Source organism: Kaustia mangrovi, assembly GCF_015482775.1.
GTDB lineage: Bacteria > Pseudomonadota > Alphaproteobacteria > Rhizobiales > Im1 > Kaustia > Kaustia mangrovi.
In genome coordinates this window covers 1,785,784-1,805,247 of sequence record NZ_CP058214.1, presented here as the reverse complement: position 1 = coordinate 1,805,247, position 19,464 = coordinate 1,785,784, and the positions used below count along the sequence as shown (strand labels likewise).

The 19,464-nt window shown below is 66.1% G+C and carries 17 protein-coding genes and 2 pseudogenes; 5 read left to right on the top strand and 14 right to left on the bottom strand.

Annotation, left to right across the window (positions count from 1 at the left end; all coding sequences use genetic code 11):
- Nucleotides 1–36: 36 nt before the first annotated feature.
- Nucleotides 37–219 (top strand): hypothetical protein, encoded by a 183-nt coding sequence (locus HW532_RS08450; RefSeq protein ID WP_213163956.1) that lies wholly within the window; start codon nt 37–39, stop codon nt 217–219.
- Nucleotides 220–474: 255 nt separating this feature from the next.
- Here HW532_RS08450 and HW532_RS08445 read toward each other — a convergent pair whose 3' ends face one another.
- Nucleotides 475–1,113 carry a hypothetical protein gene (locus tag HW532_RS08445; RefSeq protein WP_246479739.1) on the bottom strand — a complete coding sequence of 213 codons (639 nt, stop codon included), beginning with the start codon at nt 1,111–1,113 and terminating at the stop codon, nt 475–477.
- An 87-nt stretch (nt 1,114–1,200) separates the two neighbouring features.
- Between HW532_RS08445 and HW532_RS08440 the strand changes: the two genes are divergently transcribed.
- The gene (locus HW532_RS08440) at nt 1,201–1,866 is read left to right on the top strand and encodes a helix-turn-helix transcriptional regulator (protein ID WP_213163955.1); all 666 of its coding nucleotides are present in this window, start codon (nt 1,201–1,203) and stop codon (nt 1,864–1,866) included.
- 80 nt (nt 1,867–1,946) lie between these two features.
- A pseudogene (locus HW532_RS08435) lies at nt 1,947–2,090 on the top strand (transposase); the annotation flags it as partial.
- Here HW532_RS08435 and HW532_RS08430 read toward each other — a convergent pair.
- From HW532_RS08430 to HW532_RS08390, 9 genes are all read right to left on the bottom strand, one after another.
- Nucleotides 2,088–3,176 carry a M14 family metallopeptidase gene (locus HW532_RS08430; RefSeq protein WP_246479737.1) on the bottom strand — a complete coding sequence of 363 codons (1,089 nt, stop codon included), beginning with the start codon at nt 3,174–3,176 and terminating at the stop codon, nt 2,088–2,090. The pseudogene HW532_RS08435 and the gene HW532_RS08430 sit on opposite strands and share 3 nt — an antisense overlap.
- Nucleotides 3,079–4,068, bottom strand: a complete 990-nt coding sequence (locus HW532_RS08425; protein WP_213163953.1) for an ABC transporter ATP-binding protein — start codon at nt 4,066–4,068, stop codon at nt 3,079–3,081. The genes HW532_RS08430 and HW532_RS08425 overlap by 98 nt, the downstream gene beginning before the upstream one ends.
- Complete coding sequence (locus HW532_RS08420) at nt 4,061–5,041, bottom strand: ABC transporter ATP-binding protein (RefSeq protein WP_213163952.1); 981 nt, start codon at nt 5,039–5,041, stop codon at nt 4,061–4,063. Before HW532_RS08420 ends, HW532_RS08425 begins: the two co-directional genes overlap by 8 nt.
- Nucleotides 5,038–5,760, bottom strand: coding sequence for an ABC transporter permease (locus tag HW532_RS08415; protein ID WP_425491953.1), 723 nt, complete (start codon nt 5,758–5,760; stop codon nt 5,038–5,040). The genes HW532_RS08420 and HW532_RS08415 overlap by 4 nt, the downstream gene beginning before the upstream one ends.
- A 106-nt stretch (nt 5,761–5,866) precedes the next feature.
- Nucleotides 5,867–6,802, bottom strand: coding sequence for an ABC transporter permease (locus HW532_RS08410; RefSeq protein ID WP_213163951.1), 936 nt, complete (start codon nt 6,800–6,802; stop codon nt 5,867–5,869).
- Nucleotides 6,803–6,859: 57 nt separating this feature from the next.
- Nucleotides 6,860–8,455: an ABC transporter substrate-binding protein gene (locus HW532_RS08405; protein WP_213163950.1), complete on the bottom strand. Its 1,596-nt coding sequence runs from the start codon at nt 8,453–8,455 to the stop codon at nt 6,860–6,862.
- A 123-nt stretch (nt 8,456–8,578) separates the two neighbouring features.
- Nucleotides 8,579–10,234, bottom strand: a complete 1,656-nt coding sequence (locus HW532_RS08400) for an amidohydrolase (RefSeq protein WP_246479729.1) — start codon at nt 10,232–10,234, stop codon at nt 8,579–8,581.
- A 59-nt stretch (nt 10,235–10,293) separates the two neighbouring features.
- On the bottom strand, nt 10,294–11,766 hold the full coding sequence (locus tag HW532_RS08395) for a M81 family metallopeptidase (RefSeq protein ID WP_213163949.1): 1,473 nt from the start codon (nt 11,764–11,766) through the stop codon (nt 10,294–10,296).
- Between the two features lie 146 nt (nt 11,767–11,912).
- Complete coding sequence (locus tag HW532_RS08390; protein ID WP_213163948.1) at nt 11,913–13,013, bottom strand: saccharopine dehydrogenase family protein; 1,101 nt, start codon at nt 13,011–13,013, stop codon at nt 11,913–11,915.
- A gap of 323 nt (nt 13,014–13,336) precedes the next feature.
- Here HW532_RS08390 and HW532_RS08385 point away from each other — a divergent pair, with 323 nt between their 5' ends.
- Entirely contained in the window at nt 13,337–14,227 is an 891-nt protein-coding gene (locus tag HW532_RS08385) for an NAD(P)-dependent oxidoreductase (protein WP_213163947.1), read from the top strand.
- On the opposite strand, the gene HW532_RS08380 is transcribed toward HW532_RS08385, so the two are convergent.
- The 4 genes and pseudogenes from HW532_RS08380 to HW532_RS08360 form a co-directional block, all read right to left on the bottom strand.
- Nucleotides 14,191–15,117: an amidohydrolase family protein gene (locus tag HW532_RS08380; RefSeq protein ID WP_213163946.1), complete on the bottom strand. Its 927-nt coding sequence runs from the start codon at nt 15,115–15,117 to the stop codon at nt 14,191–14,193. The genes HW532_RS08385 and HW532_RS08380 overlap by 37 nt on opposite strands.
- A gap of 20 nt (nt 15,118–15,137) precedes the next feature.
- The gene (locus HW532_RS08375; protein WP_213163945.1) at nt 15,138–16,424 is read right to left on the bottom strand and encodes a TRAP transporter large permease; all 1,287 of its coding nucleotides are present in this window, start codon (nt 16,422–16,424) and stop codon (nt 15,138–15,140) included.
- Nucleotides 16,421–16,899, bottom strand: a pseudogene (locus HW532_RS22085) (TRAP transporter small permease). The gene HW532_RS08375 and the pseudogene HW532_RS22085 overlap by 4 nt, the downstream one beginning before the upstream one ends.
- Before the next feature lie 8 nt (nt 16,900–16,907).
- Nucleotides 16,908–17,891 carry a TRAP transporter substrate-binding protein gene (locus HW532_RS08360; RefSeq protein WP_246479727.1) on the bottom strand — a complete coding sequence of 328 codons (984 nt, stop codon included), beginning with the start codon at nt 17,889–17,891 and terminating at the stop codon, nt 16,908–16,910.
- Nucleotides 17,892–18,073: 182 nt separating this feature from the next.
- Here HW532_RS08360 and HW532_RS08355 point away from each other — a divergent pair, with 182 nt between their 5' ends.
- A complete protein-coding gene (locus HW532_RS08355) occupies nt 18,074–19,459 on the top strand; it encodes a flagellar biosynthesis protein FlgA (RefSeq protein ID WP_213163942.1) in 1,386 nt (461 codons plus the stop codon).
- The last annotated feature ends 5 nt before the right edge of the window (nt 19,460–19,464 follow it).

Genomic DNA, 19,464 nt, shown 5'->3' with positions numbered 1-19,464 from the left:
GCTACATTCCGCACAAAGAAGGATGCGCAGGTCTAGGTGCGTCAGGTCGAATCCGAAACGGATCGCGGCGTCTTCGTCGATCAAAGCGCATCGCGCAAGACGACCCTTGGCGATTTGATCGATATCTATCTCAAGGAAGTGACGGACCAGCGGCCAGGCGAGAGCTCACGCATCGCCGATCTCGGTCATAATCCAGATATCCGACTGACCTGCCACTGAACTTTCATCCAGCGGCGATTGGAGCCTCGACCGCTTCTGTTATGCCATGGGGCGCGGCGTTCGCTTTTAATGCGCTCGCAGGTGGCGACACGGTTTCACATCGGCTTGCGAAGAAGGGCTGATCCATGGAATGCGCAGCCGGTTCCGGACATGTCAGGTCTCCGCGGCGGGCGTCGAGAGCCTCTCTCTCGACCTCCAGACCCGTCGCGAAGAAACCGGCCCGCCTCTTTCTCTGTCAGACCGGTAGTCCGGGCATCAGGCGAGAGGAAACCAGAAGTCGAGATCGACGCTCTGGGGATCGAACAGTCCAAGAAGCTCTTCGCAGTCCGGGTCGCCGACATAGCCTGCGCAGATGCGGCGAGTGGCGGCCATCGTCTGCCCAAAGACTGTCTCGCTAAAGGTGCGTTCGTCGATCTGACTGACAAAATGAGCACGCGTGTTCGCAGACCCTTTCAGATAGGTCGCGTCGATATGGTCTGACGCGCGTTGCACGTCATCGGCCGTTGCATCGACGCTTTCGGAAAGCCGGAACGTGCCGAACTCGACGCAGGAAAAATCCGTTGGCGGCATGATCCCGTCTTTCAAGATGATGTTCCGGCTCAGGCGGATGCTGGCGGGATCGAGCAGCGCCAAGAAATCCCGGGAGCTCTGCGCGGCGGCGTGGGTCTTTGACATGGCGTCGAAAGAGGCTTCGTCGCGTGCCAGGATCACATCTGCGAACTGTCCGCCCAGATTGCCGAGGAATGCATGGAAGAGGATGCCGTCCTGCGCCGCGAGGAAGTCCTCTTGCCAGTGCAGCGCGGCTGCGAGCACATCTTCGGGCGCGACCCTTTCCAGTCGTTCGTAGCGTGCAAATCCCATCACCCGGGCCGCCGCATTTGGCCTGATCAACATTGTGCCGTCCTTTGCTGTCGTTGTGTTGTCCTCAACAGTTCGCACATGCATAAAGAGAGGGATTGTCAAAAACTGTCAGGGGACGGCATGCGTGCGGCAAGACTGTTCGCCTTGCTCGACCGGCTTCGTTTGAACAGCCGTCCGGCAAGTGCGCGGGAACTGGCGGACCACACAGGTGTCTCGGAGCGAACGATCTATCGAGACATTGCCTCGTTGCAGGCCATGGGCGCGCCGATCCGCGGCGAGGGCGGGATCGGATATCAGCTCGAGCGGGGCTACTTTCTGCCGCCGCTTCACTTCAGCAAGGATGAGCTGGACGCAATCGCGATTGGGATGAAACTCGTTGCTGCACGCGGCGACGATGCCCTCGCCGAGGCCGCGCGTCAGGTTGCAGGCAAGGTCGAGGCCCTGTTGCCGGATGCCGACAAGGGGGCGGTTCGCGATCTTCGCATATTGGCGGTGTCGTCGAGCATCGGTTCGCTGCCGTTTCTCGCGCCTCTGCGTGAGGCGATCCATCTGCGCCGGAAAGTGACCATAGACTATCTGGATTTGAACGGGAATCGCAGCCAGCGCAGGTTACGACCGCTGGGCCTGACAGCATTCGACACCGTATGGCTGCTGACCGCCTGGTGTGAAATGAAAGACTCGTTTCGCAATTTCCGTGTGGATCGTATCGAGCAAGTCGAGATCCAGAGGCAGCGTTTTGCGCCTGAAGTCGGCAAGGAGTTCAGAGACTATCTGGCGACGCTCTGACCTCTCGAATGTTGGCAGTGACCCAGCCCCCTGAAATCCGACCATGAGATGGTCGAGTCCATCGATGGAAAGGATGGACCATGAGAAAGAGCCGATTCTCGGAGGAGCAGATCATCGGGATGAGCCGCGAGCACGATGCTGGGATGAAGACCGCGGAGATCTGCCGCAAGTACGGCATCCCGGATGCGACCTTCTACAAGCAGAAGGCCCGGTTCGGCGGCCTAACGGGTGTCGGCGCGCGGGCCACGATCGCTGGTCACGCCGAAATGGCAGATCGTCTCCCCGCGCCTGGCATTCGGGTTGGGAAAGATGATGTAGCCGTCCCGCGGTGCCTCGACAGCGGTGCCGTCGGCACGTCTGGCGATGATGCTGCCGGCGGGTACGGCCCCGCCGGTCTTCCAGTCGCCCTCGATGCGGTCGCCATCGTCCTCGCAGATGACGATATCGGTCATGTGGATGACGGTCTCGGCCCGTGGGGGCGGCGTATCCGTATCGATCAGCGAAAGGCTCGCCAGCGCGTGGCCGATGGCCGCATAGGCGATCTCGGCGGAGGCCGGGTCGTCGTGGCGGCCGCATTCGATGGTGGCCGCATAGCCGCCGGCGAAGCGCATATATTCGGTGGTTCCATGGCCTTCCGCCGGCGACAGCGGGGGCAGATGGAGGCGCGTCCTGGCGTCGATCAGCCTGGCATAATTCTCCAGCCAGCCATGGATGATGGTCGAAACGCCGAGCTGAGAGGCGAAGGCGAATTCGGCATCGGCCTGACGGAAGGGTTCCATCCCGCCGTCATTGTCGGGCGGGCCGAAGAACACGAAGGGCTCGCCCTCGCCGGTGAAGGAATGGATGTCGAGCAGCACGTCGTGGGTGCGCAGGAGCGCGCAGAGCCGGTTCCCGACGCGGTCCTCGTGGTCGAGCGGCACCGGCTTGTCGTGCAGGTTCCGGTTGAGATTGCGGTCGCCCTCGCGCGTGCGGCTGGAATAGGCCTTCGGGTTGGCGACGGGAACGAAGGTGACGCTGCCGCGCCGCAGCCCGATGGCGCCCGAGCGGAGCTCCTCGATCGCGCGCCGTATCGCGTCGGGGCCGCAGGTCTCGTCGCCGTGGACGCCGCCCAGAACGAGAAGGCGCGGGCCGGGCTGGAGCGCGCTGAAGGCCACGGTTTCCAGCGGCGTATCGGTCGCGGCGGGCGGGGTGTTTCGTGCAGGCGCGGTCACGTCATTCTCCTTGGCCGATCTCGCGGGCCCTGATGCAGCGGACGAAATGCCCCTCGTCGATCTCCTCCAGCTCGGGGACGGGGGGCTGCCTGCAGGCATCGGCGGCGTGCGGACAGCGCGGGTGGAAGCTGCAGCCCGTCGGCAGGTCGATCGGGTTGGGCACCTCGCCGCCGATCTTCGTGCCGATCCCCTTGCCGAACGGGTCGGGGATCGCGGAGATCAGCGCGCGCGTATAGGGGTGGCGCGGCTCGGTGAAGATGGCTTTCCAGTCCGCGCTCTCCACGATGCGTCCGAGATACATGACCGCGACACGGTCGCTCATATGCTCGACGACGCCGAGATCGTGGCTGATCATGACATAGGCGAGGCCGAGCGTTTCCTTCATCTCCAGCAGCAGATTGATGATCTGCGCGCGGATCGAGACGTCGAGCGCGGAGACCGGCTCGTCGAGGACCATGATCTTCGGCTCGAGGATCAGCGCACGGGCAATCCCGATGCGCTGACGCTGACCGCCGGAGAATTCGTGCGGATAGCGGTCGGCAAGCTCGGGCCGCAGCCCCACGCGACCCAGAGCCTCCGTCACCCGGTCGCGGATCTCGTCCTTGTCGGTGATGCCGTGCAGGCGCAGCGGTGCCGCGAGCGTTCGCCAGACCGACTGGCGCGGATTGAGCGAGGAATAGGGATCCTGGAAGACGATCTGCGCCATGCGCGCCCGCTTGCGCCGGTCGACGCCGGGGGCCGAAATGTCCTCGCCATCGAGAATGATGCGCCCGCCGGTCGGCAATTGCAGGCCCATGAGCGAGAGCGCGAGCGTCGACTTTCCGCACCCCGATTCGCCGACCAGCCCTAAGCATTCGCCCGAGCGCAGCTCGAGGTCGACGCCATTGACGGCGTGCACGGTCCGCCGGCTGCCGAACAGCGCGCTGCCAAGCGTGAACTTGACGTTGAGGTCCTCGACCCTGAGGACGGCGGGAGAGTGCTGATCATCCATGATGGTGACACCTCACGAAGCCGCCGCTCTCAAGCCGCGTGCGGTCGGGATCGGTCTCGACACACAGCTCCGTGCGCCGTTCGCAGCGCGGGTTGAAGCGGCATCCCTTGGGGAAATCCGCAACCGCCGGCACCACGCCGCGGATCTCGTTCAACGCCTTTCGCCCATGCTTGGCGCGCGCGCCCAGAAGCGGCAGCGACGCGATCAGCCCCTGGGTATAGGGGTGCTGCGGATTGCGGAAGACGAGCCCCGCCTCCTGCTGCTCCACGAGGCGGCCGGCATACATGACGCCGACGCGCGCGCACATATTCGCGATCAGCCCGAGATCGTGGCTGATCATCATCACCGCCGTGCCGCGTGCCGAGGACAGGTCGCGAATCAGTTCCAGGATCTCCGCCTGCACCGTCACGTCGAGCGCGGTCGTCGGCTCGTCGGCGAGCAGGAGATCGGGGTCGCAGGCGAGCGCGATCGCGATCATCACGCGCTGGCGCATCCCGCCCGAAAGCTGGTGGGGGTAATCCTTGACGCGGCGCTCCGGCGCCGGCACGCGCACATTGCCGAGCGCCTTGACCGCCAGCCGATCCGCCTCGTGCCACGTCGCGCCCTTGTGCAGCACGAACATCTCCGCGATCTGCCGGCCGATGGGGGAGAGCGGATTGAGCGCCGTCATCGGTTCCTGGAAGATCATGGCGATACGCGCGCCGCGCAGCGCGCGCATCCGCGAGGCGGACACCGTCGTCAGGTCCTCGCCATCGAGGAGGATGCGGCCGCCGGCACGGATCAGGGGGTGCTTCAGCAGACCGATCACGGCAAGCGACGTCACGCTCTTGCCGCAACCCGACTCACCGACCAGCCCGAAGGTCTCGCCGCGACGGATCGAGAAGGAGACATCGGTGACGGCGGAATGGGGGCGGTCGCCGATCATCAGGTCGATGCACAGACCCTCGACGGAGAGGAGCGTGTCGTCCGTCATGCCTTTCGCGTCCTTGACTGGGGGTCGAGGATGTCGCGCAAGCCGTCGCCGAGGAGGTTGAGGCTGAGCACGGTGACGAAGATCGCAAGGCCCGGGAAGATCGAGATCCACGGCGCCAGCATCATCTGCTCGCGCGCATCCGACAGCATGCTGCCCCAGCTGGGGAAGGGCGGCTTGATGCCGAGCCCCAGGAACGACAGGGCGGCCTCGGCCAGCACCGCACCGCCCATTCCGAGCGTGGCGATGATGACGATGGGCCCGAGGATGTTGGGCAGGATCTGCGTCGCCATGATGCGCAGGTCGCTGTAGCCAAGCACCTTCGCCGCCTGGACATAGCCCTGCGACTTGACCGAAAGGGTCGAGGCCCGCGATAGCCGGCAGGTGAAGGACCAGTTGGTGAGCCCGAGCGCGATCAGGAGGCTGGTCAGCCCCGGGCTCAGGATCGCCATGATGGCGAGTGCGAAGACGAGCGAGGGGATGGCCAGCATCATGTTGGTCAGCCCGTTGATGAAATCGTCCCACCAACCGCCCCAGTAGCCGGCCGACAGGCCGAGCGCGACACCGATGACGGTGTTGATGAGCTGCGAGACGATGCCGACCGTCAGCGACACGCGCGCGCCGTAGAGGACGCGGCTGTAGATGTCGCGGCCCTGGTCGTCCGTGCCGAACCAGAAGTTGTGGCCGGGCGGCAGGCCGGAATTCATCAGGTCGGCGTCCATGACCGGATCGGTATGGGCCAGCCAGGGCGCGAAGACACCCGCAAGCACGATGAGCGCGAACAGGATGCCGCCTATCCACAGATTGGCGTGGTATTGCGAGAGGGTCCTAATCGTACTTAATCCTTGGATCGATGATGGCACACAGGACGTCGATGAGCATGTTGACGACCAGGAAGAAGAGAACGATGACCAGGATGCAGCCCTGGACGACGGGAATGTCGCGCAGGGTGACGCTGTCGACCATGAGCGAGCCGATGCCGGGCCACGAGAAGAGCTGCTCGATGACCACGGCCTCGCCGATGACCGTGCCGAACTGAAGGCCGATCGTCGTCAGGACAATCACGAGCGCGTTGCGTACGAGATGCCAGCGCACGACCCTGATCTCGCTCATGCCCTTGGACCGTGCCGTGCGCACGAAGTCGGCATTGAGGATGTCGAGCACGGCGGCCCGCGTGGTGCGCGCCAGCAGCGCCATCGGCGCCACACCGAGCGCGATGGACGGCAGGATGAGATGCCGCACTCCGCCCGAGCCGTAGCCGAAGCTCGGCAGCCAGCCGAGCGTCAGCGCGAACAGGAACATCATCAAAAGCCCGAGCCAGAATTTCGGGATGGACAGGCCGGAGACCGCGGTGACCATCGACACGCTGTCGAGCAGGGTGCCCGGCTTGAGCGCGGCAAGGAAGCCGAGCGGCAGGCCGATGAGGATGGCAAAGAGCATCGAGCCGGCGATGAGCCTCAGTGTCGGCAAGGCCCGCGAGGCAAGCTCCTCCACAACCGGCCGGCGCGTGCGGAACGAGTCGCCGAGATCGAGCTGCATCAGGTCCAGCACATACTGCCCGAAGCGGACATAGACCGGATCGTTGAGCCCGAACTGCTCGTTCATCCGCTCGATGACCTTGTCGTCCAGCATGCCGCGGCCATCGGCTCCGACGCTCGACGCGAAGGTGCCGGGAATGACGCTGAACACGACGAAGATCAGCAGGGCGACGGCGAGGAGGATCGGGACCATCTGCACGATCCGCCGCACAAGGTATTGCAGCATGGAGAGCTCCTGGAATGGATGCCCGAGAGCCAGCCCGCGGGCATCCACAGGTCCCGGTTATTCCGCGACAGGCGAGCTGTCGTCGACCCAGATATCCTCGTAGTTCTGGAGAGCCAGATCGACGGGGTTGGCCTGCAGGCCATGCAGCCACGGCTGGTAGGCCATGACCGCCTTGTTGCAGTTGTAGAACCAGTAAGGCGCCTCGTCATAGACGATCTTGTTGGCCTTCTGCAGGGTCTCTATGCGCTTGGCCTGGTCCTTCTCGTTGCCGGCCTGCTCCAGCAGCTTGTCGAATTCGGCGTTGTCGAACTTGGTGTAGTTGCAGGCCGATTGCGGCGTCGAGGAATCGAAGCATTTCAGGGCCGCAAGCGGGTCCGGTCCGGTCTCGAGCGACCACATGAACGCCTGGAACTTGCCGGCACGCACGCTCTCCGAAAGCACCGAGCCCTCGACCGGCTTGATCGTCACCTTGATGCCGACCTTGGCCAGCATCGGCACGATCGCCTCGATGATCGGCACGCCCCAGCTTTCGTTCGATGTCGCGATGACCTCGAACTCGAAGCCATCGGCATAGCCGGCCTCCTTGAGCAGCGCCTTCGCCTTGTCCGGATCGTAGGCGTAGGGTTTCATGCTCTTGTCATAAGCGGACGACGACGGCGGCAGCCAGCCGGCGGCCGGATAGGCCTTGCCCTTGGCAAGCTTCTTGATGATCAGGTCCGTATTGATCGCGTAGTTGATCGCCTGGCGCACGCGCTTGTCGGCAAACGGCTCGTAGCCGGGATTGAAGCCCATCACGCGCGTGTAATATTCCGCGACCTCGACCATGTTCTTCGACAGCTCGGGATCGGCGCTGTATGTCTGGTACTGGACCGGACCGAGGATCGAGGCGTCGATCTCCTGGTTGCGGAAGGCCACATTGCGCGCCGAAGCCTCGCCCATCGGCGTGATGACGAGCTTGTCGGCGTGCGGCAGGTCCTTCTTGTAGAACTTGTCGAAGCGCGAGAACGCCATGCGCGAGCCGGGAACGTACTCCTCGAACTTGAAGGGCCCGAGGCCGATCGGGTGGCTGGCGAAGCCCTTCTCCTGCGCCTCCTTGGCCGGATAGATCGCGGTCGTCATCTGGTTGAGGTAATAGCCCGGCTCGACCGGCTCGGTGAGCGTGATCTCCAGCGTATGGTCATCGATCTTCTTCAGGCCGGAAATCGTCTTGGCCTTGCCGCTCTCGACGTCCTCGGCCCCCTCGATCAGGCGAACGTAGCGCGCGCCGGGATAGGCCTTGGACCCGTCCATGATGTCGGTATAGGTCCAGACGATGTCGTCGGCCGTCATCTTGCGGCCATTATGGAAATAGGCGTCGTCGCGCAGCTTGTAGGTATAGACGAGGCCGTCGTCGGACACGTCGACGCTCTCGGCGAGTTCCAGGGTCGGCTTCTTCGCCACCGGATCCCAGCCATACAGGCCGCGATGCATCGCCATCGCCCAGATCGCGTCCTGGGTGCGGTTCGTGGAATGGATGTCGAGGCCGGCGAAGCTCGGGCCGTAGGCCGCGGTGTACCGGATCGTACCGCCGTCGCGCGGCTCCTGTGCGTGGGCACCGGCTGTCAGCGAGAGAGCCAGTGCAGTGGTTGCTGCCATCAGAAATCTGTTGATCATTCACTCCTCCTCCTTTTTCGTTCTGATCTCGTCTGTCGGACCGGTCCTCCCCGTCCTGTCTGTCTTGTCGATCTCCCCCTTTGCCTTTCGGTGCATCCGCAGAGCAGCCGCGCCGCATCCGTCTCAGCGCGCGTGCCTGTCGTAAACGACCTCGCCGTCGAGGATCGTCATGTCGCAAGCGGTGTCCTTGAGGATCTCCTCCGGCGTCGCCGAGAGCAGGTCGCGCGAGAAGATCGCGACATCGGCCAGATAGCCGGGCACCAGCTTGCCCTTGACGTGTTCCATCTTCTGGGAGAACGCACCGAACTCCGTATAGGCCTGCAGCGCCTCCTCGACCGAGACGCATTCGCGCGCGTCCATCACCGTCCCCTTCCAGGTCTCGCGGGTGATCATGGCGTGGAGGTTCGGGAACGGGTTCGGCTCGCATACGGGGGCGTCGCTGCCCGTCGGCGGCTTCAGTCCCAACCTCATCCAGGTGCCCAGCGGATAGCTCGACAAAGAGCGTTCCGGGCCGAGAACCGAGATGTAGGCATCGCCGAAATCGTGGATGAAGGCCTGCTGAGGCGAGGGGTAGATCCCGCCCTCGACCATCCGCCGGTGATGGTCGGCCGTCGAGAAGCCGCAATGTTCTATGCGGTGGCGGCGGTCGGGATCGGGATGGACGGCGAGCGCCTTCTCGTAGGCGGTGATCAACTGCTCGATGGCCGCATCGCCGATGGCGTGACAGGCGAGCTGATAGCCCTTCTCGTGCAGGTCCATGACCTGGGCGTCCAGCTCCGCATCCGGGAACATCTGCACGCCGAGCTCGCCGTCGTCGCCGAGATAGGGGGTCGACATCCACGCCGTCCGCCCCCCGGCGGAGCCGTCGAGGAAGAGCTTCACCGCGCCCACGCGCAGCATGTCGTCGCCGGTGCCGGAAATAAGGCCCGCCTCTAGGCATTGCGGTACGATGGCGCCCTTGCCGTCGCCGAGCAGCGTCAGCCAGGTGCGGACCGGCAGGCGCCCGTCGCGCCTTGCGCGGTTATAGGCGGCGATCTCTGCGAACCCGCCGCGCTGGCCGACGGCGGCGTCCATGCAGCTTGTGATGCCCAAGGACAGGAGATGGCGGCCGGCCCGCTCGATGGCGTCCACGATCATGGCCTCGTCGGGATGCGGCATCGCCGCCCAGACCGGATCGCTGGCATTCTCGGCGAGGAGCCCGGTGAGCCTGCCGTCCCGGTGCTCGATGACGCCGCCCTGCGGTTGCGGCGTCGCCTCGTCGATGCCCGCCAGCTCGAGCGCTCTGGAGTTGCAGATCTGGACGTGCCCGCAGGTCCGGATCAGGAAGACCGGATTGTCGGGCGCCGCCCGGTCCAGTTCCTCGCGCAGCGGGTGGCGCTTCACGTCGAGCTTCGTCTGGTCATAGCCGCGCGCCAGGACCCATTCGCCCGGTGCGCTTTGTGCCGCGCGCCTGGCAATCGCGTCGAGCAGGCCATCCAGCGTGGAGACCGTCGTGGGCCGTGCGTCGACCCAGTCCATGACGAGCCCCAGCGACACCAGATGCAGATGCGCGTCGTTGAGGCCGGGGGTGGCAAGACGCCCGTCGAGATCGATCACGCGCGTCTCAGGGCCGGCGAGCGCGGATATCGCGGCATCGGTGCCGGTGGCGAGCACGCGCCCCTGCCAGATCGCCATGGCCTCCACGACCCCCTCCTCGCGGCCGCACCAGATCGGACCGTTGCGCAGGATGATGTCGGCGGTAACCGTGCCCGACCTACCGCCGTGATCTTGAGCGCTCAATGCTGCTGTCCCCCGTTAGTCTGTCCCGCGCGGATGCGCGCTTGCGTGTCCTCAGGCCCTCAGATGGCGTCGAGTGGCCAGATCGGGCGGCGTATCTTGCGGTAGGGCCGCTCGGCGAAATTGCGTGTCGACAGGGCGCCGGTATCGACCTCGACGACCTCCCGCGCGATGGGCTCGAAGGCCGCGCGGAAATGCTGCATCGACTTGACCACCAGGGTGGCCTTCTTCGTCGGGTCGACGCCGAGCGAGGTGAACTGCGCCAGATCCGTCGCCTGCCCGTTATGCGTGATGATGACGATCTCCACGCCGTCGACCCTGACAAGTGCGCTCAGGCCGTGATTGCGCCAGGCGCCGCCGCCCATCGGGCCATGGGCGATAAAGCGTCCGTCCGTCAGCGAGACCACCCGCCCCGTCACCTCGATCGGCCCGCCGCCCATGGTCGGGTCGATCTTGCCGCCGAGCATCAGCGTCACGCTGTTGCCGACGCCGGCGGCCTGTGCCGCGAGCGCGGCCTCGGGATCGCAGATCGCGTGGAAGCCGACATTCGACAGGCCGGCATCGAGGATGGCCGACAGGAGCCGCGTGGCGTCGCCATAGGCGCCCGAGCCCGGATTGTCGGAGTAGTCCGAAATGACCAGAGGCTTGACTGCATTGCGCTCGCCGGCCTTCGCCCTGGCAAGCGCCTCCTCCAGCGGCGTGAAGCCGATGGTGGAGACCTCCCGCTGCTCCCAGGCGTAGTCCATCAGCGTCTCCGCGACTGCCCTGGCATCCTCGGCGTCCAGGCCGGTCACCGCGGCGGACGGGCCGATATCGTGGACATCGGCGGAGGAAAAGCCCGCCTGCATGCTGACGACCAGCGCGCGCCCGCTTGCCTCGATCTCGTCTCCGCGCCGCAGGAGCTCCCGGAAGGGGGGCGAGGTCGTGCGGCCGCCGTCGAGCGCATAGAGAATGGGGCGGCGCGCGACCGCGACGCGCGGGCGAATGCCCTCGTCGAACATCCGCTTCATCAGGTCGGCGGCCTGCCACATGCGGTCATATTCGTCGATATGCGGATAGGTGCGGTAGGAGATCAGCGCGTTGGCGTTTTCCGCCATCGCTTCCGTCACCGTGGCATGGAGATCGAGGACGACGGCGACCGGGATGTCGGGGCCGACGGCCTCGCGAATCCGCGAGAGCAGCAGGCCCTCGCCATCGTCGCTGCTTTCCGTCGCCATCGCGCCGTGGAGATGCAGGAGGATGCCGTCGACATCGCGGCAGCTATCGACGATCAGCGAGGCGAAATGCTCAAAGGTGCTGTCGGTGACGCGTCCGGAGGGATTGGCGTGGGCGGCAACCGGGTGGACGAGGTGCCAGCCATACTTCTGGGCCGCCTCGAACGCCGCGCCGAGCGCTGTGTGCGTGCCGCCGAAGGCGGTTGCGAGTTCGTCGCCAAGATAGCAGCCGGCATTGCGAAACGCCCGTTCGTCGGTGGGCTGCACGCTGAAGGTGTTCGTCTCGTGCATGAACTCCGCGACGAGTATGCGTGCCGGCATGTTCCGATTTCCTCCCCCCTGACGCCTTGCGGTGATTCTACTTCAGACGATACGACCCCATGGCGCGAGCATATTTCTTGCATACACAATTCGGCATTGAAAGCGGTCATAAATCCGACACGGACATTTTCGTGCGGCCGGCTCCCTCAGGCCGCATGCGCGATGTCCTCGGCGCGCGCATAGACGCGGCCAAAACGGTTGGCGAGAAAGCGTTCCAGAGGCACCTGTTCGGGGCGGACAAAGCCCTTTTGCGGCAATGCGCCCTCGGCCAGCAGGTCGAGAATCGCGCAGACGCCGGCCGACGTCGTCACCTGGATGGCGCTTTGAACCTCGCCGCCGACCGTGCGGCTATAGATCTTGTTGGCGTATGTTTCCTGCACGAACTGGCCCTTCCTCTCGCCTGTCGCAGTGACGAAAACGACGACCACATCCTGCAGCGTTGCAGGCAAGGCCTTCTCGAAGATGTCCTTGAGGACGTCGCGCCGTTCGGCAAGGCGGAGATCGTGAAGCAGCGCACGCATTATCGCTGCGTGGCCGGGATAGCGGATGGTGCGATAGTTGAGGGTCCGCACGCGCCCTTCCAGCGTCTCGCACAGCGAACCGAGCCCGCCCGACGTGTTGAACGCCTCGTAGGTGATGCCGTCGAGCGAGAATTCCTCCCGCTCCTCGAGCGGAGCGACCAGTGTGCGCTTGCCGTTGACGATGGCCTCGCAGGGCTCGCAATACTCGTTGATGACGCCGTCGGTGCTCCAGGTCAGATTGTAGTTGAGCGCATTGGAGGGGAACTGGGGCAGCGCGCCGACCCTGAGGCGCAGGGCATCGAGCGTGTCGAGGCGCCGCGCCAGATCGGCGGCGACGATGGAGACGAAGCCGGGGGCCAGGCCGCATTGCGGAATGAAGGCACGTTCGCTGTCCGCACCCAGGGCCTTCACCGCCTGCGTGCTGGCGACATCTTCCGTCAGGTCGAGATAATGGACCTTGCAGCGTGCGGCCGCTTGCGCGACCGGCACCGTCAGGTCGTAGGGCAGGGCGCTGATCACCGCGAAGTGGCCCTGGAGAAGGCTGTCGAGCGATGCGCCGTCGGCCACGTCGACCTCGCGCGTCTCGATCGAGCCCCGCTCGCCCATCCGTGCAAGCTGCTCCGCAGAGCGGTCGGCGACAGTCACCCGGTAGTCGCCGGTCGCCTCGAGCATGGATGCGATGGCTCTGCCGATCTTGCCCGCACCGATGATCGCGATTTTCGTCATTTACCCCCTCCGCCTTGTCCGTGACACCGGTAAAGTGTCCTGCACGCCATCGTCACTTTGAAGAAGGTCAATTGCCGGATTTGCCGGATAATTCCGTCGAAATGACGGGACTCGCCGTTCTTATGGCGGGGGCGCCATCGATAGATGCCGTGCTTGACGTTTGTGCCCAGCACAAGCGCTGCCGTCGGACAGCCCGTCGCGATGCACCGCGCAGACCCCCGGCGCTGCCCGCAGGATGGATTTCGGGGTGCCGGCGACGGGGCGGCGCGGCATGATCGCAAGGGAGTTCCCACGAGGCTTCGGAAGGAAAGGGAGGTTGTGTCATGACGGCCAGGGTCGGCTTTGTCGGTCTCGGCGCCATGGGAAGTCCCATGGCCGCCAATCTCGTCGCACGGGGGTTCGCCGTGACGGGCTTCGATGTCCGGCCGGAGGCGGTCGAGGCTCTGGTCGCTGCGGGCGGCGCAGGCGCGGCGCGTGCGGCGGAGGCGGCGGCCGGCGCGGACATCCTCGTGCTCATGGTGGTGAATGACCGGCAGGCCGAAGAGGCGCTGTTCGAGGCGGGCGCGCTGGAGGCAATGGCGGAGGACGGCATCGTCGTCCTCATGGCGACCTGCGCGCCGGACGCGGCCGCAAACCTTGCCGCGCGCGTCACGGCGACCGGCCGGCGCTTCCTCGACGCGCCCGTTTCCGGCGGCGCGGCGGGGGCGGAAACGGCGACCCTCACGATCATGGCGGCGGGGCCTGACGAGACGTTCAAGACCGCGAAACCCCTGCTCGACGCGCTCGGCGACAAGGTCTTCCATGTCGGCGAGGAGCCGGGGCAGGGGGCGACGGTGAAGGCCGTCAACCAGCTCCTGTGCGGGGTTCACATCGTGGTCGCGGCGGAAGGACTGGCGCTTGCGGAGCGCATCGGCGTCGACCCGGAGGTGGTCCTGAAGATTCTCGGCGGGTCGGCGGCGTCGAGCTGGATGCTCAACAATCGCGGGCCGCGCATGCTGATGGACGACCCGCCGGTCATGAGCGCCGTCGACATCTTCGTGAAGGATCTCGGCATCGTTCTGGAGGCCGGGCGCGGCGCCGGAATGGACCTGCCCCATGCCGAACTCGCCCATGGCGTCTACGAGGCCCTGTCGCGCGAGGGCAAGGGGCGGCTCGACGACAGCCAGGTGATCCGGCGCTACCGCGAGGCGGATGCCGGCAGGTCGAGCCGATAGAAGCGGGCGGCATTCAGGGTGAAGAGCTTCTCGCGGTCCTCGCGTGGGAAATCGGCGACCATGGAGGAGATCCCCTCCACAATGGTGGCGAAGTCCGCCCGCAGCGCCGAGACCGGCAGGTTGCTGGCGAACATGCACCGGTCGATGCCGAAGATATCGATGGCCTCGAGCACGACGCGGCGGTTGCCGTCGAGCTCCCAGGGCTCGTCGCGCAGACCCAGTTCGGAGATCTTGAGCGAGACATGCGGCGCCTCGGCGATGATGCGCATCGCCTCGCGCCAGGCCTTCAGGCCGCCCTCGCTTCTATCCCAGGGAAAACCGGTATGATTGAGCACCATCGGCGTCTCGGGACAGAGTGCCGCGATCTCGGCAGCCTCGGGCAGGTGCCAGAAGGGCACGCGCAGATCGTAGGTCAGGCCGTATCGGTGCAGCAGGCGGAAGCCGGCGCGCCATCTGGGGTCCTGCATGGTGCCGGCTGCACCTTTCTCGATCCTGTCGGGGCTCGGTGCCGTCACGGGTTTCGACCGGATGCCGCGCATGAGCGGAAAGGCGGCATGGCCGGCGAGCACCTCCTCGCAATTGTCGTCGGCGAGCCAGGCATGGCCGACGACGGCATCCGGCATACCCGTCTCGGCGGCGACCTCATGGAGCCATTCGGTCTCGGCCACCTGGCGCGAGCGGTCCCATTCCGCCTCGACATGCACCGTGGCGACGACGTTGTAGCCCTGCGTCGCGCGGCGGTAATCGGCGGGCAGGAAATCGCGCTTGAGAGCCGAATAGTCGCCGAGAAAGAAGTCCTTCTCCGGCCGGTCGGACAGCCAGGGATAGTAGTTGCGTCCAAGGTCCCAGAGATGGTGGTGGGCGTCGACGATCGGGAAATCGGCATCCATGGGATGGGATCCTTTCGCGGTCAGCCGCCGGCAATGAGGCGCGGCAGGGTCAGCGTTATGGCGGGAACGTAGGAGACGAGCCCGAGCACGACGAGCAGCACGGCGAGGAAGGGCAGGGACTGGCGCACCACCTGCCCGGCCGGCACCTCCGCGATGCCGCCGGTGATGAAGATCAGATAGCCGACCGGCGGGGTGCACATGCCGATCATCAGGTTGAGCACGATCATGACGCCGAACTGGATCGGCGCGAGGGCGAGCTCCGGCAGGAGCGGGATCATGATGGGCACCAGGATGATGAGCGCCGCGATCGGGTCGAGGAACATGCCGATGGCGAGGAACATCAGGTTGAACAGGAGGATGAGCAGCCAGGGCGGCGCGCCGAGCCCGGTGATCGTTGCGGCGAAGTCGCGGCTGATGCCCTGATCGGCGATGATCCAGGCGAAGATCGAGGAGGCCCCGAGCACCACCAGAACCGATGCCGTGCCGTGAGCCGCACGCACCAGGGCGCCGGCCACTTTCGAGAGGTCGAGCCCCCGATAGATGGCCGCGCCGATGGCCAGCACATAGACCGCGGCGATGGCGCCGGCCTCGGTGGGGGTGAAGACGCCGCCGCGAATGCCGCCGACGATGATGAGAGGGGCGAGCAGCGCGAAGAACGCGCTGCCGGTCTCGCGCGCCACCGTGGCGCGGTCGGCGCGAGCGGTCCGCGGCAGGGCGAGCTGGCCGGCACGGCGATGGGCGACCGCGGCGAGCCCCAGCGCGATGAGAATGCCGGGCACGACGCCGGCGAGGAACATGCCGCCCACGGAGACGCCGGCGAGCACGGCATAGATGATCATCGGGATGGAGGGCGGGATGATGGGGCCGAGGATCGACGCGGTGGCCACCACCGCGGCGGAGAAAGCGGCCGGATAGCCCGCCTGCTTCATGGAGCGGATGAGCACGGAGCCGACGGCGGCGGCATCCGCCACGGCCGAGCCCGAAACGCCGGCCATGACGAAGGAGGCGATGATGCCGACCTGGGCGAGGCCGCCGCGCAGATGCCCGACAATGGCCTGCGCGAAGGCGAGGATGCGTCTCGTCACTCCGGAGGACACCATCAGCTCGCCTGCCAGGAAGAACAGGGCGATGGCGAGCAGCGGGAAATTGTCCATGCCCTGGATGAAGAATTGCGGCACGACCTCGAGCGGCAGGCCGGGCCGGGTCACCAGCAGCGTCAGGAGCGAGGCACCGAGCAGGGCGAAGGCGAGAGGCACGCCGAGGAACACGAGGCCGAGCATGGAGCCCAGAAGCAGCGCCAGCGTCATTGCTCGGGCGTCTCCGAATGGTTCGCCGGCCGCCATACGGCGATGACGGTCGTCACGATCCACAGGCCGCCGCCCACCACGAGCGACCAGTAGAGATACTGGAGCGAGAGATCGAGTGCGGTGTAGCGGTCATAGGCGGTGAGCCTGATGAGGCCCAGCCCCTTCCAGATCATGAGGCCGATAAGCCCGACGGAGAGCGCTGCGGTTGCCAGCTCGAGGCCGCGGCGGGCGCGGGGGCCAGCATGCCGGACAGCAGATCGACGCGCAGATGGGCGCACCGCGCCGCGCCGATCAGCACGAGCCAGACGAAGAGGAGGCGCGTCAGCTCCTCGCTCCACGGCAGGGCTTCGCCGATGAGGTATCGGGAGACGACGCGCGCGGCCGTCACCGCGAGGACGCCCACCAGAAGGAGGGCGGCCGCCGCGTCGAGCAGACGCTCAAGCCATCTGATGGCAGTCGAGACCGCCTGGCGCATGATCCGCGCTACCGGCTCATGGACTCGATCTGATCGACGATCTCGGGTCCGAATCTGTCGACATAGGTCTTCTTGACCGGCTCGTAGACCATCGTCTTGAAGGCCTCGCGGTCGACATCCTCCACAACCTCGACGCCGGCCGCCTCGATCGCCTCCAGATCGGAAGACGCCTGCTCACGGTTGAGCTTGCGCTGGTAGACGGCGGCCTCTCCGGCCGCGTCCAGCAGGATCTTCTGCTGGTCCTCCGGCAGGGCGTCGAACTTGGCGAGGTTCATGGAGACGATGGACACGGTATAGGCGTGATCGGTGAAGGAGAGGTGGCTCTGCACCTCCTGGAACTGGTTGGAGCGGATGATGTTGAGCGGGTTCTCCTGGCCGTCGACCGTCCCGGTCTCAAGCGCCAGATAGACCTCGGTGAAGGCCATGGGCGTCGGGGCGGCGCCCAGAAGCTCGAAGGCCTGGACATGCGCCGGGTTCGGCGTGGTGCGGATCTTGAGGCCCTTGATGTCCTCCGGCGTCTTCACCGCGCGCTTGGAGTTGGTGAGCTTGCGGAAGCCGATCTCCCAGAAGGCGAGGCCCTTCATGCCGTGCTTCTCCAGCTCTCCGAGAAGCTCCTGGCCGATCTCGCCGTCGATCGTCTGGTAGACATGCTCGTAATCGGAGAACAGGAAGGGCAGGTCGAGCACGTTCAGCTTCGGCTCGAAGCGGGTGTAGAAGGGATTGCCGGTCTGGCCGATGTCGATCGTGCCAAGGCGGATGCCCTCGAGGATCGCGGGATCGTTGCCGAGCTCGCCGGCGGGATGGATCGAGATGGTGATTTCGCCATCGGTCCGCTCCTCGACCAGTTCGGCGAAACGCTCGGCGGCGAGGTGATGGGTGTCACTTGTGGGCTGGGTGTGGGCGAAGCGCAGCGTCGTCTGCGCCTGGGCGCCGACGCTGGCCGCCATGACGGCAAGCGTGGCCGCCGCCGCAATCAATCCGGCTCTGAACACGGACTTCCTCCCTTATGGATCATTATTCCGGCAACGTTTGCATACCAAAACTGAACCGTCAACGAGCCGGTGATTGCCAGTCAAAACATGATATACCGGCAATGATTGACCGATCTTCTCGCAATCGCATACCATCTTCCGGATTCCACTCCATGCCACGGTCGGAAAGGGCCAGGACTTCCATGAATCCAGAAGGCTTTCTCGGCGCGGGCGATGGCGCGCCGATCCGGGCCGGCCTGGTCGGGGTCGGCGAGTTCGGGCGCAGCTTCCTGTCCCAGGCGCGCCTGGTGCCGGGGCTCGAGGCGCGGGTTGCGTGCGACCGCGATGTCGAGCGGGCCGCCGCGGCGTTCGGCGCCATCGGGGTCGATGCCGCCGACATCGCGATCTGCGAGAGCGCGAAGGCGGCGCTGGCCGCGATGGACGCGGGCAGGGCCGTGGTCGTGCCCGCCGCCGATCTCATGCTGGAACTACCGATCGATATCGTGCTCGAGGCGACGGGGCAGCCGGAGGAGGCGGCGCGGATCGCGGAGGCCGCCATCGGCCACGGCAAGCACGTCGTCATGGTGACCAAGGAGGCGGAGAGCGTGGCGGGCCCGCTGCTGGCGGACAAGGCGCGCCGCGCGGGCGTCGTCTACACACCCGTCGACGGCGACCAGCCGAGCCTTCTGATCGGTCTCGTCGCCTGGGCCCGGCTACTGGGGCTCGAGATCGTCGCGGCGGGCAAGGCCAGCGAGTACGATTTCGTCCACGATCCTGCCGCCGGCACGCTGTCGGCGCAGGGCCGCACGGTCGACGCCGCGGAGCTTGCCGGCCTGTGGCATGGAGAGCCCGCCCGCCTTGCCGGGACGGTCGCTGAACGCGCCGGTCTCCTGTCGGATTTCGCCCATCGCACCGTTCCCGATCTCTGCGAGATGACCATCGTGTGCAACGCGACGGGGCTCAAGCCGGATGTTCCCGCCCTGCATGCGCCGATCGCGCGCACGCTGGAGCTTCCCGACCTGTTCGGACCGTCCGGCGAGGGCGGGCTTCTGGAGGCGACCGGCGTCGTCGACATCTTCAACTGCTTTCGCCGGCCGGACGAGCTGTCCTTCGCCGGCGGGGTGTTCGCCGTCGTGGGCACGCCCGATGGCGAGACGGGCGGGCTGTTCGGCCAGAAGGGCATTCCCGTCAGCGCCTACCGCACGCGGGTGCTGATCCACAATCCGGTCCATCTCCTGGGCGCGGAGGCGCCGATGTCGATCCTGTCGGCCTGCCGTGCCGGGCGCTCGACGGCCGGCAGCGATATCCGGCCCCGTATCGACCTCACTGCTGTCGCGGAGAGGGACATTCGCGCGGGCACGCCGTTCGCCATCGGCCATCGCCACGCCATTGGCGGGGCGGCGCCGGCCATGACGCCGGCACGTCCCCTCGGCGACGGTGACCCTCTGCCCTACTATCTCCTGGCGGGGGCGAGCGCGCGGGTCGATATCGCGGCCGGCGCGCCGATCACGGCGGCGATGGTGGACATCCCGGCGGACTCGACCCTGGCGCGCCTGCGCCGCGAGCAGGACGCGCTGTTCTTTTCGTGAGGCCG

What these genes read in the sequence shown, in the direction of transcription:
- HW532_RS08425 (WP_213163953.1), bottom strand. Translation starts at nt 4,068, where the DNA reads ATGGATGATCAGCACTCTCCCGCCGTCCTCAGGGTCGAGGACCTCAAC.
- HW532_RS08440 (WP_213163955.1), top strand. Translation starts at nt 1,201, where the DNA reads ATGCGTGCGGCAAGACTGTTCGCCTTGCTCGACCGGCTTCGTTTGAAC.
- HW532_RS08420 (WP_213163952.1), bottom strand. Translation starts at nt 5,041, where the DNA reads ATGACGGACGACACGCTCCTCTCCGTCGAGGGTCTGTGCATCGACCTG.
- HW532_RS08395 (WP_213163949.1), bottom strand. Translation starts at nt 11,766, where the DNA reads ATGCCGGCACGCATACTCGTCGCGGAGTTCATGCACGAGACGAACACC.
- HW532_RS08355 (WP_213163942.1), top strand. Translation starts at nt 18,074, where the DNA reads ATGAATCCAGAAGGCTTTCTCGGCGCGGGCGATGGCGCGCCGATCCGG.
- HW532_RS08385 (WP_213163947.1), top strand. Translation starts at nt 13,337, where the DNA reads ATGACGGCCAGGGTCGGCTTTGTCGGTCTCGGCGCCATGGGAAGTCCC.
- HW532_RS08415 (WP_425491953.1), bottom strand. Translation starts at nt 5,760, where the DNA reads ATGGACGCCGACCTGATGAATTCCGGCCTGCCGCCCGGCCACAACTTC.
- HW532_RS08430 (WP_246479737.1), bottom strand. Translation starts at nt 3,176, where the DNA reads ATGCCTGCAGGCAGCCCCCCGTCCCCGAGCTGGAGGAGATCGACGAGG.
- HW532_RS08410 (WP_213163951.1), bottom strand. Translation starts at nt 6,802, where the DNA reads ATGCTGCAATACCTTGTGCGGCGGATCGTGCAGATGGTCCCGATCCTC.
- HW532_RS08375 (WP_213163945.1), bottom strand. Translation starts at nt 16,424, where the DNA reads ATGACGCTGGCGCTGCTTCTGGGCTCCATGCTCGGCCTCGTGTTCCTC.
- HW532_RS08390 (WP_213163948.1), bottom strand. Translation starts at nt 13,013, where the DNA reads ATGACGAAAATCGCGATCATCGGTGCGGGCAAGATCGGCAGAGCCATC.
- HW532_RS08380 (WP_213163946.1), bottom strand. Translation starts at nt 15,117, where the DNA reads ATGGATGCCGATTTCCCGATCGTCGACGCCCACCACCATCTCTGGGAC.
- HW532_RS08445 (WP_246479739.1), bottom strand. Translation starts at nt 1,113, where the DNA reads ATGTTGATCAGGCCAAATGCGGCGGCCCGGGTGATGGGATTTGCACGC.
- HW532_RS08405 (WP_213163950.1), bottom strand. Translation starts at nt 8,455, where the DNA reads ATGATCAACAGATTTCTGATGGCAGCAACCACTGCACTGGCTCTCTCG.